This is a genomic window from Actinospineispora acaciae DSM 45401, assembly GCF_000620785.1.
Lineage (GTDB): Bacteria > Actinomycetota > Actinomycetes > Mycobacteriales > Pseudonocardiaceae > Pseudonocardia > Pseudonocardia acaciae.
In genome coordinates this window covers 1-15,498 of sequence record NZ_JIAI01000006.1, presented here as the reverse complement: position 1 = coordinate 15,498, position 15,498 = coordinate 1, and the positions used below count along the sequence as shown (strand labels likewise).

15 protein-coding genes and 1 pseudogene are annotated in these 15,498 nt (G+C 70.1%); 9 read left to right on the top strand and 7 right to left on the bottom strand.

The window, feature by feature from the left end:
• Nucleotides 1-8 precede the first annotated feature (8 nt).
• From N912_RS0125600 to N912_RS54595, 4 genes are read left to right on the top strand one after another with little or no spacing between them, the layout of a single operon-like run.
• A complete protein-coding gene (locus N912_RS0125600; RefSeq protein ID WP_028924634.1) occupies nucleotides 9-1,019 on the top strand; it encodes an autoinducer 2 ABC transporter substrate-binding protein in 1,011 nt (336 codons plus the stop codon).
• Between the two features lie 4 nt (nucleotides 1,020-1,023).
• A complete protein-coding gene (locus N912_RS0125595; protein WP_028924633.1) occupies nucleotides 1,024-2,520 on the top strand; it encodes a sugar ABC transporter ATP-binding protein in 1,497 nt (498 codons plus the stop codon).
• On the top strand, nucleotides 2,517-3,506 hold the full coding sequence (locus N912_RS0125590) for an ABC transporter permease (protein WP_028924632.1): 990 nt from the start codon (nucleotides 2,517-2,519) through the stop codon (nucleotides 3,504-3,506). Before N912_RS0125595 ends, N912_RS0125590 begins: the two co-directional genes overlap by 4 nt.
• Nucleotides 3,503-4,495: an ABC transporter permease gene (locus N912_RS54595; RefSeq protein ID WP_051580777.1), complete on the top strand. Its 993-nt coding sequence runs from the start codon at nucleotides 3,503-3,505 to the stop codon at nucleotides 4,493-4,495. The genes N912_RS0125590 and N912_RS54595 overlap by 4 nt, the downstream gene beginning before the upstream one ends.
• On the opposite strand, the gene N912_RS62335 is transcribed toward N912_RS54595, so the two are convergent.
• Nucleotides 4,476-4,868 carry a type II toxin-antitoxin system VapC family toxin gene (locus tag N912_RS62335; RefSeq protein ID WP_169747951.1) on the bottom strand — a complete coding sequence of 131 codons (393 nt, stop codon included), beginning with the start codon at nucleotides 4,866-4,868 and terminating at the stop codon, nucleotides 4,476-4,478. The two genes, N912_RS54595 and N912_RS62335, sit on opposite strands and share 20 nt — an antisense overlap.
• Nucleotides 4,865-5,128 carry a hypothetical protein gene (locus tag N912_RS0125575; protein WP_028924631.1) on the bottom strand — a complete coding sequence of 88 codons (264 nt, stop codon included), beginning with the start codon at nucleotides 5,126-5,128 and terminating at the stop codon, nucleotides 4,865-4,867. The genes N912_RS62335 and N912_RS0125575 overlap by 4 nt, the downstream gene beginning before the upstream one ends.
• Nucleotides 5,129-5,227: 99 nt before the next feature.
• Between N912_RS0125575 and N912_RS0125570 the strand changes: the two genes are divergently transcribed.
• Nucleotides 5,228-6,127, top strand: a complete 900-nt coding sequence (locus tag N912_RS0125570; protein WP_051580776.1) for a hypothetical protein — start codon at nucleotides 5,228-5,230, stop codon at nucleotides 6,125-6,127.
• A gap of 662 nt (nucleotides 6,128-6,789) precedes the next feature.
• The gene (locus tag N912_RS62330; protein ID WP_169747950.1) at nucleotides 6,790-8,124 is read left to right on the top strand and encodes a helix-turn-helix domain-containing protein; all 1,335 of its coding nucleotides are present in this window, start codon (nucleotides 6,790-6,792) and stop codon (nucleotides 8,122-8,124) included.
• Here the strand turns inward: N912_RS62330 and N912_RS0125560 are convergent.
• From N912_RS0125560 to N912_RS54585, 4 genes are read right to left on the bottom strand one after another with little or no spacing between them, the layout of a single operon-like run.
• On the bottom strand, nucleotides 8,087-8,941 hold the full coding sequence (locus N912_RS0125560) for an alpha/beta hydrolase (RefSeq protein WP_245645423.1): 855 nt from the start codon (nucleotides 8,939-8,941) through the stop codon (nucleotides 8,087-8,089). The genes N912_RS62330 and N912_RS0125560 overlap by 38 nt on opposite strands.
• Before the next feature lie 32 nt (nucleotides 8,942-8,973).
• The gene (locus N912_RS0125555; RefSeq protein ID WP_028924628.1) at nucleotides 8,974-11,040 is read right to left on the bottom strand and encodes a molybdopterin-containing oxidoreductase family protein; all 2,067 of its coding nucleotides are present in this window, start codon (nucleotides 11,038-11,040) and stop codon (nucleotides 8,974-8,976) included.
• A complete protein-coding gene (locus tag N912_RS0125550; protein WP_064745391.1) occupies nucleotides 11,037-11,420 on the bottom strand; it encodes a nuclear transport factor 2 family protein in 384 nt (127 codons plus the stop codon). Before N912_RS0125550 ends, N912_RS0125555 begins: the two co-directional genes overlap by 4 nt.
• 5 nt (nucleotides 11,421-11,425) lie before the next feature.
• Entirely contained in the window at nucleotides 11,426-11,890 is a 465-nt protein-coding gene (locus tag N912_RS54585) for a hypothetical protein (protein ID WP_037066628.1), read from the bottom strand.
• Between the two features lie 72 nt (nucleotides 11,891-11,962).
• Here N912_RS54585 and N912_RS0125540 point away from each other — a divergent pair, with 72 nt between their 5' ends.
• The 3 genes from N912_RS0125540 to N912_RS0125530 all read left to right on the top strand — a co-directional run bounded on the left by N912_RS0125540 (nucleotide 11,963) and on the right by N912_RS0125530 (nucleotide 15,135).
• Nucleotides 11,963-12,550 carry a TetR/AcrR family transcriptional regulator gene (locus N912_RS0125540; RefSeq protein ID WP_028924626.1) on the top strand — a complete coding sequence of 196 codons (588 nt, stop codon included), beginning with the start codon at nucleotides 11,963-11,965 and terminating at the stop codon, nucleotides 12,548-12,550.
• A gap of 75 nt (nucleotides 12,551-12,625) precedes the next feature.
• A complete protein-coding gene (locus N912_RS0125535) occupies nucleotides 12,626-14,653 on the top strand; it encodes a M13 family metallopeptidase (RefSeq protein ID WP_169747949.1) in 2,028 nt (675 codons plus the stop codon).
• Between the two features lie 116 nt (nucleotides 14,654-14,769).
• On the top strand, nucleotides 14,770-15,135 hold the full coding sequence (locus N912_RS0125530; protein ID WP_028924624.1) for a cupin domain-containing protein: 366 nt from the start codon (nucleotides 14,770-14,772) through the stop codon (nucleotides 15,133-15,135).
• A 104-nt stretch (nucleotides 15,136-15,239) separates the two neighbouring features.
• Here N912_RS0125530 and N912_RS64630 read toward each other — a convergent pair.
• Nucleotides 15,240-15,498, bottom strand: a pseudogene (locus tag N912_RS64630) (IS481 family transposase); the annotation flags it as partial.

The following is a 15,498-nucleotide window of genomic DNA, read 5'->3' as shown; positions in this document are numbered from 1 at the left end:
GCTCAACGATGCGCGCACTTCTCGCCTCGGTCACCGCCGGGGTGCTCGCCCTTGCTGTAGCAGGCTGCGGCCAGGGCATCAAGTCCAACGGGGCCGCCCCGGGCGGCAACCGCTACGTCACCGTGGTCAAGCTGACCGGCGTGGCCTGGTTCAACCGGATGGAGACCGGCGTCAAGCAGTTCGCCTCCCAGACCGGCGTCGACGCCACCCAGACCGGCGCCGACGACGCCAGCCCGGAGAAACAGGTCAAGATCATCCAGGACCTGATCCCGCAGCGGCCGACCGCGATCGCGGTGGTGCCGAACTCGCCGGAGTCGCTGGAGGGCGTGCTCAAGCGCGCGCGCGACGCCGGCATCAAGGTCGTCACCCACGAGGCCAGCGACCAGCAGAACACCGACGTGGACATCGAGCCGTTCGACAACGCCGCCTACGGCGCGCACATGGTCGACGAGCTGACCAACTGCATGGGCGGCAGCGGCAGCTACGCCCAGCTCGTCGGCCACCTGACCGCCAAGACGCACATGGAGTGGGCGCAGGGCGCCGTGGACAGGGCCAAGTCCGCGCACCCGACCGTCCAGCGCGTCACCGACCCGGTGGAGTCGCAGGAGAACGCCGACGTCGCCTACAACCGCACCAAGGAGCTGCTCGCCCGCTACCCCGACCTCAAGGGCATCCTGGGCAGCGCCGCCACCGACGTGGCCGGCATCGGCCGCGCCGTGCAGGAGGCCGGCAAGCAGAACAGCGTCTGCGTGATGGGCACCTCGGTGCCGTCGGTGGCCAGCAAGTACCTGCAGGACGGCAGCATCGACAAGATCTTCTTCTGGGACCCGGCCACCGCCGGCACCGCCATGATGAAGATCGCGCAGATGCTCACCGAGAACAAGCCCGTCACCCAGGGCACCAACCTCGGCCTGCCCGGCTACGAGTCGCTGACCCAGATCCGGCCGAACCCGCCCACGTTCCACGGCAGCGCCTGGATCGACGTGGACCGCAACAACGTCGGCCAGTACAGCTTCTGACGCGATGACGGACCAGCCCGTGGTGCTCCGCGCCGAAGGGGTGAGCAAGACCTTCGGCGGGGTGCACGCCCTGCGCGGCGTCGGCCTGGAGGTCCGCCGGGGCGAGGTGCACTGCCTGGTCGGGGAGAACGGCTCCGGCAAGTCCACCCTGATCAAGATCGTGAGCGGGGTGGAGCGGGCCGACGCCGGCGCGATCGAGGTGGACAGCACGGCCGCCGACCGGCTCACCCCGGCGGCGGCCGTCGCGCTGGGCGTGCAGGTCATCTACCAGGACCTGTCCCTGCTGGCGAACCTCACGGTCGCGGAGAACATCGCGCTGGCCACCCGGCTGGCCAACCGGGAGCGGTTCGCCAGCCGCCGCGCGGCGCACCGCATCGCCCGCGAGGCCGTCTCCCGCCTGGGCGTCGAGCTGGATCTCACCGCCAGGGTCGAGGACCTGCCGGTCGCCTCCCGACAACTTGTCGCGATCTGCCGCGCGTTCGCCAACCGGGCGAAGGTGCTGTTCATGGACGAGCCGACCACCGCGCTCACCTGGCGGGAGATCGACGCGCTGTTCGCACTGGTCGACCGGCTGCGTTCGGAGGGGCTCGCGGTCGTGTTCGTCAGCCACAAGCTGGAGGAGATCTACCGGATCTCGGACCGGATCACCGTGCTGCGCAACGGCTCGGTGGTCGGCTCCGGCACGGTCGCCGAGCTGGACCGGCCGGCCCTGGTCCGCGCCATGACCGGCCGCGACGTGGTGGCCGACCGCCAGGTCGACCCGGTGGCGCCGGACGTCCCGGCCGCGCTGGAGGTCCGCGAGCTGGGCCGGGCGCGGGAGTTCGCCGACGTGTCGTTCACCGTCCGCCAGGGCGAGATCGTCGGGCTAACCGGCCTGCTCGGCTCCGGCCGCACCGAGATCGCCGAGGCCATCTTCGGCGTGCACCCGGCGGACTCCGGCACCGTGCTGGTGGACGGCCGGGAGGTACGCATCCGCTCGGTCGCCGACGCGATCTCCGCCGGCATCGGCTATGTCCCCGGCGACCGGCTCACCCAGGGCGTGTTCCTGGAGCAGTCGATCAGCGACAACGTGGTCGCCGGCAGCATCGACCTGCGCACCGGGCCGCTGGGCCGGCTGCGCCGCACCGAGATCGCCCGCCTGGTCGCCGACGCCATGAACGACCTGCGGATCAAGGCCGCCGGCGCGCTGGCCCCGGTGCGCAGCCTCTCCGGCGGCAACCAGCAGCGGGTGGTGCTGGCCAAGTGGCTGGTCCGCGAGCCGCGGGTGCTGGTGCTCAACAGCCCGACGGTCGGGGTGGACATCGGCGCCAAGGAGGAGATCATGCGCATCCTGCGCGAACGCGCCGCCGCCGGGATGGGCGTGCTGGTGATCTCCGACGACGTGCCCGAGCTGGTCAGCGCCTGCCACCGGGTGCTGGTGGTACGCCGGGGGCGGATGGCCGAGGAGATCGGCGGCGACCGGATCAGCGTCGCGGCCATCACCGAGGAGCTGGTCGCGTGACCCGTTTGAGGGGTGAGAACAACGAGGGCGTGCTGGTCGCGCTGATCCTGCTGGTCGTGCTGGGAATGGGCGTGATCGAGCCCAGCTTCTGGAGCGTCCAGACGCTGTTCAACACCGTGCGCTCCGGCCTGGTCGACCTGACCCTCGCACTGGGCGTGCTGATCGTGATGATCTCCGGCGGGATCGACGTGTCGTTCACCGCGATCGCGATCTTCAGCGGCTACGCCACGGTGGCCATGATGACCGGCTGGGGCATCGACGGCACGCTCTGGCCGTTCCTGGCCGCCGCCGCGGTCGGGGTGGCGCTGGGCTCGCTGAACGCCGCGGTGGTCGGCGGGTTCCGGCTGCCGACGCTGATCACCACGCTGGGCACCGGCGGGGCGATTCGGGGCGCGCTGATCGCCTTCATCGGCTCGGAGGCGATCAACATCCTGCCCGGCGGGCTGGAGTCGCTGGCCAGGGCGCGGCTGGTCGACGCGGGCGGAGCGCAGCTGTCCGCGCTGGTCATCCCGGTGGTGGCGCTGTGCGTGGTGCTGGCGCTGCTGCTGCGCGGCACGGTGCTCGGGCGGTCGGTGTACGCGATCGGCGGCGACATCGAGTCCGCCCGCCGCATCGGCGTCCGGCTGGGCCGCACCCACACCTTCGTCTACCTCGCCGCCGGCCTGCTCGCCGGCATCGGCGGGCTGCTGCACGTGGTGCTCAGCCGCCAGGCCAACCCGTACGACCTGGTCGGCAGCGAGCTGGACGTGATCGCCGCGGTGGTCATCGGCGGCGCGTCCATCTTCGGCGGGCGGGGGTCGGTGCTGGGCACCGTGCTCGGCGTCACGCTCATCGCCGTGATCGACAACTCGCTGGTCCAGCTCGGCGTGCCCAGCGCCTGGCAGCGCCTCGCGGTCGGCCTGCTGGTCCTCGGCGGCGTCACCCTCCAGGTGCTGGGACGACGACGGCACCGGGCCACCCCGATCCTGGCCGAGGCGGCCCGATGAAACCGAACTCCCAGGTCACCCGCCTCGCCGTGCTCATGGTCCTGGTCGTGGTGGTGTTCTCGGCGCTGAGCCCGAGCGTGTTCCCCACCGCGCTGAACTTCCAGTCCATGGGCTACTCCGTCCCCGAGATCGCGGCCCTGGCGCTCGCGGTCGCGCTGGCCATGCGCACCGGCGGCATCGACCTGTCCATCGTGGCCACCGCGAACCTGGCCGCGATCGCCGCCGCCCGCTTCTACCTGTCCGCCGGCGGCGAGTCCGCGACCGGCGCCGGCTCGCTGGTCGCGGCGCTGGCGATCGCGCTGGCCGTCGGCCTGGCCTGCGGGGCGGTGAACGGCGTGCTGGTGGCCCGGGTGGGCATCTCGCCGATCCTGGCCACGCTGGCCACCATGCAGGTGTTCAACGGCGCCGCCGTGCTCTGGACCGGCGGCAAGGCCCAGTACGGCCTGCCCGACACGTTCCTGCAGCTCGGCACCCTGACCATCGCGCTGGTCCCGGTGTCGCTGCTGCTCACCCTGCTCGCGACGGCGCTGCTGTGGTGGCTGGTCAACCGCACCGGCCTGGGCATGCGGATCACCCTGGTCGGGGCGAACGCGGTGGCCGGCCGCTACTCGGGCATCGACGAGCGCGGCGTGCTGCTACGCACCTACCTGCTCAGCGGCCTGCTGGCCGGGCTCGCGGGCATCCTGATCGCGGCCAAGTCGGCCAGCGCGAGCCCGGACTACGGCGGTTCGTACGTCCTGCTCGCGATCGTGATCGCCGTCCTCGGCGGCACCGACCCGGCCGGCGGCAAGGGCTCGATCATCGGCGTGGTGCTCGCCGCGCTGACCTTGCAGATGCTGGAGAGCGGCTTCAACATCCTGCGGATCAACCCGCTCATCTACCAGATCGTGCAGGGCCTGGTGCTGCTCGTGGTCATGGTCCTGGAGCTGCGCCGGGGCCGGCTGTCCCACCTGTTCGGCGGGCTGTCGGTCACGCGGCGCCGGGTGTGACGTCGAGGTGGTGGCGGCGCGCGGCGGCTGCTAACGCGTCGTCGAACGTGGCCAGGGTGGACCCGGTGGTCATCGCGGTGTCCAGCGCGCAGCAGTCGGGCATCTTCAGGCCGGTGCGCAGCCGCAGGTTCGCCAGCCGCAGCGGCTCCCCCGCCTGCCGCTCGGCCTCGCGGATGCCGATCGCCTCCAGGTCCGCGAGCATCTCCTGGCCGCGACCGGCCCGCACTCCCCCGGCGAGCACCTCGGCCAGGTTCAGCGGATGGATGACGAAGTCCTCGCTCACCGACCGGCGGAGATAGTCCGTCGCCGCCCGATGGTGCGGGTCGCGCGGGGACAGATGCGCGATCACCACACAGGCGTCCAGCGTGATCACTCCGGCCAGCCCTGCCGCAGCGTGGCCAGATGGTCGTCACCGAACACATCGGCGTACTTGCCGCTGGTGGCCTCGATGGCCTCCTCCCTGCGGCGCGTCGCCTGGCTCTGCTCGCGTTCGAGGGCCTCCATCCCGGCGTGAACCAGGCACAGCAACAGGCTGGAACGCGACTCATCGGGCCAGCGCCGCGCCGCGACATCCAACGCGTGCGCGACGGCGGGCGTCTCAGTGACCTGATAGCGCGGCCGGCTGGTAGGCACCACCCAAGTGGACCACCGATGCCATCGGTGACACACCGGACGAACCCCGAGCGCGAAACCCGGAGGACGTCGGGCGGCGGTTCGGCCAGGATCACGGGCATGGAACGGATCTGGCGGGCGGTGTCGACCGAGCCACGGGCGGCTCTGGAGCACGGGCTCTCGCCGACGGATCTCCAGTCGCTGCTGCTGGGGGTGGCGCGGACGCGAGCGGCCCGGGTGACGCCGGCCCGGGTGGCGCGCAGGTGGCGGGAGGACAGGTTCGTGCGCCCGGCCGGCCACGACCCGCGCGCGCTGGTCCGGGTGGAGGCCCGGCTGTGGGAGCTGCTCCCGGAGCGGTTCGCCGGCGTCGAGCTGTCCCCGGTCGCGCCGCTGGGCACCTGTTCGGCGGTGGCCACCGTGGATCAGAACCGGGTGGTGAGCACCGTGCGCGGCAGCGAGGTGCTGGCCGACCCGACCAACGCGCTCGCGGTCGAGGCCGCCCGCCGCCGCGCCGCCGGCTCCCGCCGGGACCGGGTCGACCTGGCCGCATGCCACCGCGTACTGCGCGGCCAGGCCTTCGACGGCCCCGGCCTGGCCGCGCATTTCAAGCTGTTCGCCCTGGTCTCCAGCGCCCGCGACACCGGCTCCGGCCAGACCGAGGCGCGGCTGCTCACCGATCACCTGCGCTACTGGTTGCGCGTCCTGGCCGAGTTCGCGCCGACCCACCGCCCGCGCCTGCTGTTCACCCCGTTCGACTCCCCCGTGCTCGCCCAGCGCTTCGCCGACGTCATCGTCCCGGCCCTCGCCGCCGACCGCTCGTGCGTAGAACTGACCGCCGACCCCGACCGAACCCAAGGCTCCGGCTACTACGCCGACGCCGCACTCTGCCTGCGCGCCGGAGACGTCGACCTCGGCGACGGCGGCACCACAACCTGGACCGCCTCCCTGCTCGGAGACGCCAAGGAACGCTGCGTCATCTCCTGCGTGGCCACCGAGCGCCTAGCCGCCCTGACCGCCTGACACGTTTTCCTTTCGGGCTAACGCGACCTGAGCAGCTCCCGCACCAGCGCACAAGCGCCGAGGAACCATTGCCCACATGACCACAGCCGGAGCTTAATCAAGCTCATAGGTTTCTTCGCGCCGTCGCCGCTCTCTCCCGGCTGACGGTCGGCTCGTCTGGAAGTCACGTCTCTCCTAAAGTACTTTGGCGCGAACGACCGGATGGCAATTCCCTGCCGAGCACAGCCCGACCTCGCGCCACGGCTGAGGCTGCTGCGGGCCGTGACGTGCGATCCACCCGCTCCTCGTCCGGATAGTTCTGTTCAGATGGGGATGCTCGCCGTAACGGACCACGGCACGAACGTCTGGGCCTGGTTCCGGATCAGCGTGAGGCCACCACCACTCGCCCTCGGTCGGCGGTTTCAGGCCAACGCCACACCGGCACTTCTCCGGCTCAGCCATCAGCTACTCTGCCTAGCCCGGCGCAGGGCGCGAGCGCTGCGCCACCTGGTCACGTAGAAGCTCAGGAAGTCCCAGATGGAGAGGTGGTCACCAGCTCTTTTCGCGCGCATGACGAGAGTCGACCGCCCGGCGAGCCCCCCAAAGAACCCCCGAGTGTCCCCCAGGCCCACCCCGGTTGGGCCATACTGTCACCCACTGATCCATAACAGGACGTGAGCATCGTGCCTGAGACTGAGGCAAAGGTCCGGCCGGTCGTTGGACTCCAGATCAAGCAAGCCCGCCAGCAGCGACAATGGTCGCAGGCCAAGCTCGCCCACATGCTCAACCGAGCTACCGGGTTCCGGTCCACCATCACGGCCAAGTACGTCTCGAAGTGGGAGCGTGGCGAGCGCAACCCAGGCTACGAGTGGGGCCGGGTGATCGAGAGGGTTCTCGACCTGGACCTGGCTGCCCGGCAGACAACCACAGAGGAGATTTCGCTCAGCGCGCGCGGTGGCAGCAGGCTCACGCCTACGGGTTCCGACACGACAGGCGGCTGTTCCACCGCCACCGACCCGGAATCCGACGCTGCCCGACGGGGGCAGTACACCGAGCGCGAACACCTGGACAAAGCGCTCCAAGACGCAGGCCGCTATCTCGATGAATCAATAATCGAACACTTTCGGCGGCAGCTCGATGACTGCATGCTTTACGATGGCACGAACGGGCCGACCAGTGTTCTTCCTGTCGCCCTGTCCACGATTGGTGTCGTTGAGCATTACGCGCGGCAGGTCAAACCCAATGTGAGACAGCAACTCCTGAGCCTCGGTGCGCGCGGAGCCGAGTTTGCTGGCTGGCTCTACCGAGATGCATATCGACCGGATCGAGCGCTGTACTGGCGAGACCGTGCCGTTGAGTGGGCACAAGAAGCCGGCGACTGGGAAATGCAAGGGTATATTCTGCTCAAAAAGAGCCAATCCGCTTGGGACGAGCGAGACGGTCTCCGCATGCTGACCTTGGCTCAGGCGGCACACAACGGGCCGTGGCAGTTGTCACCATTGGTGCGGGCAGAGACAGCGCAACAGGAGGCCCGGGGGCTCGCCATGGTCGGCGAATCTTCAGATTCTATCTATCGAAAGCTGGACCAAGCTTGGGAGCTCTTCGACTCAGCCGGCTCTCGAGATCGTGAGACGAACAAGCTCGGTCGACATTACAACAAGAGTCTCCTCACCATGCAGTGCGCCATCTGTCACTGTGAGGCCGGCCGCCCACTCAAAGCCGTGGAGACATACCAAACATTGCTGTCACAGGAGCAGTTCTCATACCGAGATCGGGGGTACTTTCTGTCATTGATGGCCTCCGCACTTGCCTCCGCCAAGGAAGTGAGTAGCGCGGTCGAGGTCGGACAGAAAGCCATGGAAGTTGCTCGCCAAACCAAGTCACAGCGAACAGTCAATGAGCTGGAGCGGGTCTGTCAATTGCTTGATCCTTGGCGGGCGCAATCGTCTGTTCGAGAGCTGCGCTCCGCGGTCCGCGCAGCTAGCGCCAGGCGACCCATTGCCCCACCAGCTCGATGACCTCCGATTGCCACCTTTGACTCTGCGGATCCGCGTAGCCGGGGTCATCGTGTACCGCAAATCCGTGCTGGGCTCCGTCGATCTCGACCAGCCTGCACTCGCCGCCTATCACCTTGGAGGCTTCCCGGGACGATTCGACCGGAATGAACGTGTCTTTGGTGCCGTGGACAATGAGTGTCGCGACCGCAACCTGATCGAGCACCCGGTCTGGGCGCAAATAGAAGACCTCGTTAAGTAGTGGGCGACCCAACTTGAACGTCGGAGAGTGCGCGATGTACCCCTGAGCCGAAAGCGCACGCCCAGCCTCTTCGTCGATCTCATCATGATGCCAGTACGGCTTGTCGTCGATGAATCTCTTCTTGTAGTTCAACAGCGGGTTGAAGAGGACCAACCCATTAAGCGCACTAGGGTGTGTCGCCGCGTAGTATGCACAGATGCCGCCGGCAAAACTGGCGCCGAGAAGGATCGGCCGCCGAACGTTCGCCTGGTCAGTGATCACACCAAGCGCCGCGCCGACATCGCCGAGGATGCCCGCAATAGTGAGATCCTCTTGCCGGCCTTCACTTTCTCCGTGTCCCCGCAGGTCGAATCGCAGCGATGCCACACCTGACGCGGCGAGCCCGTCCGCAAGCCGGCTGAAGAATCCGCCTTCTTCACGGGTGACGCCCCCACCATGTACCAGTACAACGCCACGACCGTTCGGTACATCTGGGTAGACCAGCGATCCGGCGAGGCACAGACCATCGGGAGTCCGAATCGTAGTATCACGCGACAGCATCAGGATGCGGCTCCCTAGGGAGATCGACGGCTGTTCCATCGTGGCACAGCACCAGATCCTGCGCGTCGGGGTCAGGGCTCCGGGGCGGGCTCGATCTGGACTCGGTTGTCGTGGAAGACGGCGCCGCCGCCCATGTCGGTGTCGCGCTCGTCGACGGTGGCGTTGATGTTGGACCCGGTGGCGAGCAGCTTCGGCCAGTGGCCCTTTGTGGTGGCCGCCACGCCGGGCCGTACCCGGTCGCTGAGCCGCACCTGGGTGACGTGCGCGCCCCGGTCGTTGAACACCCGCACCCGCTGGCCGTCGACCAGCCCGCGGTCGGCGGCATCGGACGGATGGAGCAGGACGTGCGGTTCGCCGGCCCGTTTGCGCTGGGCGGCGGCGTTGCCGAAGACGGTGTTGAGGAAGAAGTGCGAGGCCGTCGCGAGCAGCACCAGCGGGTAGCGGCGCGCCCGGTCAACATCGTCGACCTCCGAGGCCGGGGTGTAGCCGGCCAGCGGATCCAACCCGTCGCGAGCCGCCCGGGCGGAGTAGAACTCCAGCCGCCCCGAAGGCGTCGGGAAGCCGTCGCGGAACGGCAGGAACGGGCGCGGGACGTTCAGCCGCGCCCAGCCCTGCTTGCGCAGCGCGTCCAGGGTGATGCCGGTCAGCGACGGGTCGTCGGTGGTGAGCAGCTGTTCGGCCAGCTCCTCGTCGGTGTCGTACAGGCTGGGTTCGCGCAGGCCCATGCGGGTCGCGAGGCGGCGCAGCGTCTCGGTCGTCGGCAGGCACTCCCCCGGTGGGGGCACGGCGGGTTCGTTCCAGGCGAGGTAGAGGTGGCCATATCCGGCATGGACGTCGGCGTGCTCGGTCTGCATGGTCGAGGGGAGCACGATGTCGGCGTAGTCCACGGTGTCGGTGGGGAACTGCTCGACGACCACGGTGAACAGGTCCTCGCGGAGTAGGCCCGCGCGCACCCTGTTGTGGTGCGGGGTGCTCGCCATCGGGTTGGCGCCGAGCACGAACAGGGCCTTCACCGGCGGGTCGGCCAGGTCCAGCAGGCCCTCGCCCAGGCGGGTCATCTGGAGCGTGCGCACCGGGTGCGGGCGCAGGTCGGGGCGGGTGAGCGCGGGCTTGTTCAGGCCGAAGAAGGCGCCGGTGGAGTAGCTCAGGCCACCGCCGGGACGGCCCCAGTCACCGGTCACACCGGGAATGCAGGCCAGCGTGCGCAGCGCGGTGCCGCCGCCGGCGTGGCGCTGCAGGCCCATGGTGGCCCGGATCGCGGTCGGGCGGGTGTGCGCGATCCGCCGGCCCAGCGCCACGATCCGCTCGGCCGGCAGCCCGGTGATCGCGGCGACCCGCTCGGGGGTGAAGCCGGCGACCCGGTCCCGGAACGGCTCCCAGCCGAGCGTGTGCCGCTCCAGGTAGTCGCGGTCCTCGGCGCCCTCGGCGACGATCACGTTCAGCAGCCCGAGGGCCAGCGCCGCGTCCGTGCCGGGCACCGGGGCGAGGTGCTCGTCGGCGCGCTCGGCGGTGCGGGTCCTGATCGGGTCGATCGCGACCAGGTACGCGCCCGAGCGCTGGGCGGCCTGGATGAACTTCCACAGGTGATGCCCGCTGGTGAGCGTGTTCGTCCCCCACAGCAGGATCAGCCGCGCGTGCGCGAAGTCCTCCGGGTCCATCCCCGCCGAGGTCCCCAGCGTGTACCCCAGGCCGAACCCGCCCGCGCGCGAGCAGATGCCGTACGCCTCGTGCTGGGAGGCGCCCAGCGCGTTCCAGAACCTGCCGAACCCGCCGCCGGACAGCCCCTGCAGATAGCCCATGGTGCCGGTGCCGTAGTACGGCCAGATCGCCTCGCCGCCGTGGCGCTCCACCACGTCGGCCAGCCGGTCGGCGATCGTGTCCAGCGCCTGGTCCCAGCCGATGCGTTCGAACCGGCCCTCGCCCTTGCGTCCGACGCGCCGCAGCGGGTACAGCAGTCGGTCCGGCGCCCGGGTGTGGTCGAGGTACCTGTTCACCTTGACGCACAGCGCCCCCTTGGTGAACGGGTGCTCGCGGTTGCCGCGCAGCTCGACGGCCTGCCCGTCGCGGACCGTGACCGTCCAGGCGCAGGTGTCCGGGCAGTCCAGCGGGCAGGCCCCCGGCACCGCCGTGACGGTCACCGCTCGGTCCTGAGCTGCTTGCGGAAGCCGTCCTTGCGCCGGATCCTGCCGTCCTCCACCTCGAACAGGTCGCACCCGCGCACCCGTACCCGCCGCCCGTCCGGCCCGGTGTACGACAGCGTCCAGCCGATGAACGCCCGACCCCCGTCGACGATCGCGTCGGTGCGCTCGTAGCTCGAGCCGGGGAACGCGGCGAGCAGGCCGGCGAAGCCCTCGCGCACGGCGGCGCGGCCCCGGAACGCCTCGCCGTCCAGCTCGGGTCCGGCCGAGGCCAGGAACACGCAGTCCTCGGCGATGTGGCTCATCATCGCGTCGAGGTCGCCCCGGTTCCAGGCCCGGGTGAACTCGTCGAGCACCCACAGCGTCTTGTCGCCGTTCACGGCCGTCACACCTCCGCCGTCAGCCGCGCCGCCAGGTAGCGGTCCTCGCTCGGCTCCTCGGCGGTGAACTCGCGCAGCCAGGCCTCCCGCTCGAACGCGAGCACCGCCAGCTCCCAGGTGCAGGCCATCAGCCCGGTGCCCACCGGCCGCAGCTCCGACGGCGTGTCCACGGCGGCGCCGAACAGGTGGTGGTGGACCTGGTTGCCGTTCACCCACCAGTCGAGCAGCGCCCAGGCCCCCTCGCGCCCCTCGTGGACGGTCAGGAACGCGATGCCGTAGCGGTCGGGACCGCGCGCCGGTTGCGGCAGGGTGGCCCGCGCCACCCGCTTCGCCGCCGCGACCAGCTCCGCGCCGGGCAGCTCCCGGTCGGCCGCGATGCCGTACACCTTCGTCCGCCAGCCGCCGTCCTCCCACAGCTCGAGGAACCGCACCGGCCGCCTCCGATACGCCGCCCCCGGAAAGTCCCGCATCGGCCGTCTCCTAATCTATAGAGCGCTCGTCATAGTTGGAGCGCTCGTCATAGTGCGTGCTAGCCTCCGCCCATGTCAAGACAGGGCGACAGCCGCGCCCGCCTGGTGGCCGCCGCGAACGACCTGCTGTCCCGCCAGGGGTACGCCGCGACCGTCGTCAAGGACATCGCGACCGTCGCATCGGCGCCGATGGGCTCGTTCTACTACCACTTCCCCGGCGGCAAGGAGCAGCTCGGCGCGGAGGCCGTGCGGTACGGGACGCGCGAGATCGGCGAGGTCTTCGCGCGGGCCATGGCGCCGCACGACGACGCGGGGGACGCGGTGGCCGCCTGCCCGCTCGCGCTGGCCGAGCGGCTGGAGCGGGCGGGCTGGGCGGACGGTTGTCCGGTGGCGTCCACGGCGCTGGAGACGGTCGGGCGCTCGGACGCGCTGCAGGCCGCCGCCGGCGACGCCTTCACCGCCTGGTGCGACGTCATCGCCGAGCACCTGCGCCGGTGCGGGCTGGCGCCCGAGGCCGCCGACGACCTCGCCCACACCACCGTCGCGCTCATCGAGGGCGCCGAGATGATCGCCCGCGTCCGAGGCTCCCGCGAGCCCCTGGACCGGGCCGCCGCCACCCTGCGCACCCTGGCCAACGGCGCCATCGGAGCCAACGGGTAAAAGGGGACCTGTCCCGACCCGCCGCGCCTAGCGTCACCTTCCGAGCGAGCTTCCAGCCAGAGGGGGCGCTTGTCGGTGCGTCGATGCCGCCTGATCGCTACCGCGACGGTTGTCGTCATCGCGGCGGGAGTGGCGTGCGGCCACCCGGGTCCCGCGCCGGCGCCGGCGAACGTGCCGTCGGCCTCCGGGCTGGACCTGGCCGGGATCGATCGCGGGATCCGTCCGCAGGACGACCTGTACGGGTTCGCCAACGGGAACTGGGCGCGGACCACCCCGATCCCACCGGACGCGGCCGGGCTCGGCAGCTACTCCTCGGTCGTGGGCCGCGCCGCCGAGCTGCAACGGACGATCATCGAGGACGCGGCCAGGGCGCCCACGTCCCCAGACGAACGCAAGATCGGCGACCTGTACGCGAGCTTCACCGACACCGCGCGGATCGACGAGCTCGGCACCACCCCGTTGCGGCCGCTGTTCGCCGAGGTCGACCAGCTCGCCACGCCCGGTGATCTGATCCGCCACTTCGGCCGGATGCAGCGGTACGGCGAGCACGGCCCGATCACGTTCGGCATCGTCACGAACACCAAGGACAACGCCACGTCCATCGCGAAGGTTCAACAAGGCGGCCTGTGGCTGCCCCGGGACTACTACCTGTCCGCCGAGCCGAACTTGGCCGGCGTCCGGGAGCAGTACCGGCGCTACGCGTCCCGGATGCTCGCCCTGGCCGGCGTCCCCGACCCGGACAACGGCGCCACCGCCGTCCTGGACCTGGAGACCCGCCTGGCCGGCGCGCACCTGGACGAGGTGCGCAACCGCGAGGACGACTCCCGCAGGTTCACCGTGCCGGGCGCCGGTCGGGCCACCGGCCTGGACTGGGCGGCATACCTGGCCGCGATGGACACCAACCCGCCCGAGATCGTGGTCGGGCAGCGCGACTACTTCACCGCGCTGTCCAGGCTGCTCCGCGAGGTACCGCCGCCCACCTGGCGCACGTACCTGAAATGGCACCTGATCCAGGACTACGTGGCCTACCTGAGCAGGGACTTCGACGGCCCCGAGATCGAGTTCCGGGCCAAGGCGTACACCGGCAGGGAACGCCCTAGGCAACGGTGGCTGCGCGGCGTCGGCGTCGTCAACTCCGCGATGGGCGACGCCCTGGGCCGGCTCTACGCCGCCCGCTCCATGGATCCTCGCACCCAGCAACGCGTCGAGGCGATGGCGCGCACCATCGTCGACGCCTACCGCGACTCGATCACCAACGCGGGCTGGATGAGCCCGGCCACCAAGGCCGCCGCCCTGGACAAGCTCGCCAAGATCTCGATCAAGATCGGCCAACCCACGAGGTGGAAGGACTACGGCACGCTGGAGATCCGCCGCGACGACCTGTTCGGCAACGTCCGGCGCGCCGAGGCGCTCGAACACCAACGCCGGATGGCCAAGCTCGGCGCGCCCGTCGACCGCGACGAGTGGCCGATCACCCCGCAGACCGCGAGCCCCGCCTACCACCCGCCCAACAAGATCGTGATACCCGCCGTGGTGCTGCAACCGCCGTTCTTCGACCCGAACGCCGACGACGCGGTCAACTACGGCGCGATCGGAGCCGTGATCGCCCACGAGGTCGGCCACGCCTTCGACGACCGGGGCCGCCAGTTCGACGGTGAGGGCCGCTCGCGCAACTGGTGGACCCCGGAGGACAACGCCAGGTACCTCGAGAAGGCCAAGGCGCTCGTCGCCCAGTTCGACGCCTACCGGCCGCTGCCCGACACCCCGATCAACGGCCGGCTCACCCTCGGCGAGAACATCGCCGACCTGAACGGGCTGACCATCGCGCACCGCGCCTACCGGGCCACCCTCGCCGGCCGCCCCGCCCCCGTCCTCGACGGCTTCACCGGCGACCAGCGGTTCTTCATCGCGCACGCCCAGCGGTCGCGCGCCGCCCTGCGCGACGAGGCACTGCGCGCCCTGCTGCACTCCGACCCGCACAGCCCCGAGCCGTTCCGCACCAACGGCGCGGCAGTCAACACCGACGCCTTCCACGCCGCGTTCGACGTCAAGCCCGGCGACAGGCTCCACAAGCCCGCCGACCAACGCACCCACATCTGGTAGGCGACCCTCACCACGTTTGACATGTGATACATCACGACTAGAATCTTTCATGTACGCAGCTCAGCCACGTCGCATGAGCAGTCGTCCCCCGACCCGAAGGTGCGAGGACCGAAGACATGACGTTCCATTTCCGCCCAGCCGAGCTCGACATGGACGACCTGAAGCAGCGTCCGCTGGCGCCGCCCAGCGCGACCCCGATCGAGCCCGCCGAGATCCTGACCCGCAACAAGATCCTGCACATCAGCGAGGACAAGAAGGTCATCTGGGGCCAGTGGGAGTGCGCGCCGGGCGCCTCGCGCTGGGAGTACGACAACCGCCAGGAGATCGTCTACGTGCTGTCCGGGAGCATGACCGTGCAGGAGGACGGCGGCGAGCCGGTCAAGCTCGAGCCCGGGGCGAGCGCGGTGTTCCCGGTCGGCTGGCGCGGCACCTGGACGGTGCACGAGACGTTCCGCAAGGTGTACGTCGTCTACCGGCCGTGACACACACCCGTGAGTGGCTAGGGTCGCTATGGCGGCTGTCATGTCTCAGCTGATCTGTCAGGGGTTTGTCTCGGGACATGTGACGCTGTTTGTGATCTTGTTGGTCAGACTGCTGGGGTGCGGAGTGTGCCTTGGTAGCGGCGTGTGGGGTTGATCATGAGTTGGCCCAGGGGTTCGCCTTGGGGGGCGTAGGCGGTGATGTGGTCACCATGGCGTAGCAGGGTGACGGTGGTGCCGGCGTGGGTGCGGCCGATGGACAGGATGTGGTTGCCGAGGGCGACGGTGCCGTTGGCGACCACGGTCAGCACGTGGACGGTGGCGTCGGTTTGGCGGGGCAGGTCGGCTGGTCCGCCGTGGGCGGCG

Excerpts from the sequence above, each read along its gene's own strand:
- N912_RS0125570 (WP_051580776.1), top strand. The coding sequence starts at position 5,228 with ATGGAACGGATCTGGCGGGCGGTGTCGACCGAGCCACGGGCGGCTCTG.
- N912_RS0125560 (WP_245645423.1), bottom strand. The coding sequence starts at position 8,941 with ATGGAACAGCCGTCGATCTCCCTAGGGAGCCGCATCCTGATGCTGTCG.
- N912_RS54585 (WP_037066628.1), bottom strand. The coding sequence starts at position 11,890 with ATGCGGGACTTTCCGGGGGCGGCGTATCGGAGGCGGCCGGTGCGGTTC.
- N912_RS0125540 (WP_028924626.1), top strand. The coding sequence starts at position 11,963 with ATGTCAAGACAGGGCGACAGCCGCGCCCGCCTGGTGGCCGCCGCGAAC.
- N912_RS0125595 (WP_028924633.1), top strand. The coding sequence starts at position 1,024 with ATGACGGACCAGCCCGTGGTGCTCCGCGCCGAAGGGGTGAGCAAGACC.
- N912_RS54595 (WP_051580777.1), top strand. The coding sequence starts at position 3,503 with ATGAAACCGAACTCCCAGGTCACCCGCCTCGCCGTGCTCATGGTCCTG.
- N912_RS0125600 (WP_028924634.1), top strand. The coding sequence starts at position 9 with ATGCGCGCACTTCTCGCCTCGGTCACCGCCGGGGTGCTCGCCCTTGCT.
- N912_RS0125530 (WP_028924624.1), top strand. The coding sequence starts at position 14,770 with ATGACGTTCCATTTCCGCCCAGCCGAGCTCGACATGGACGACCTGAAG.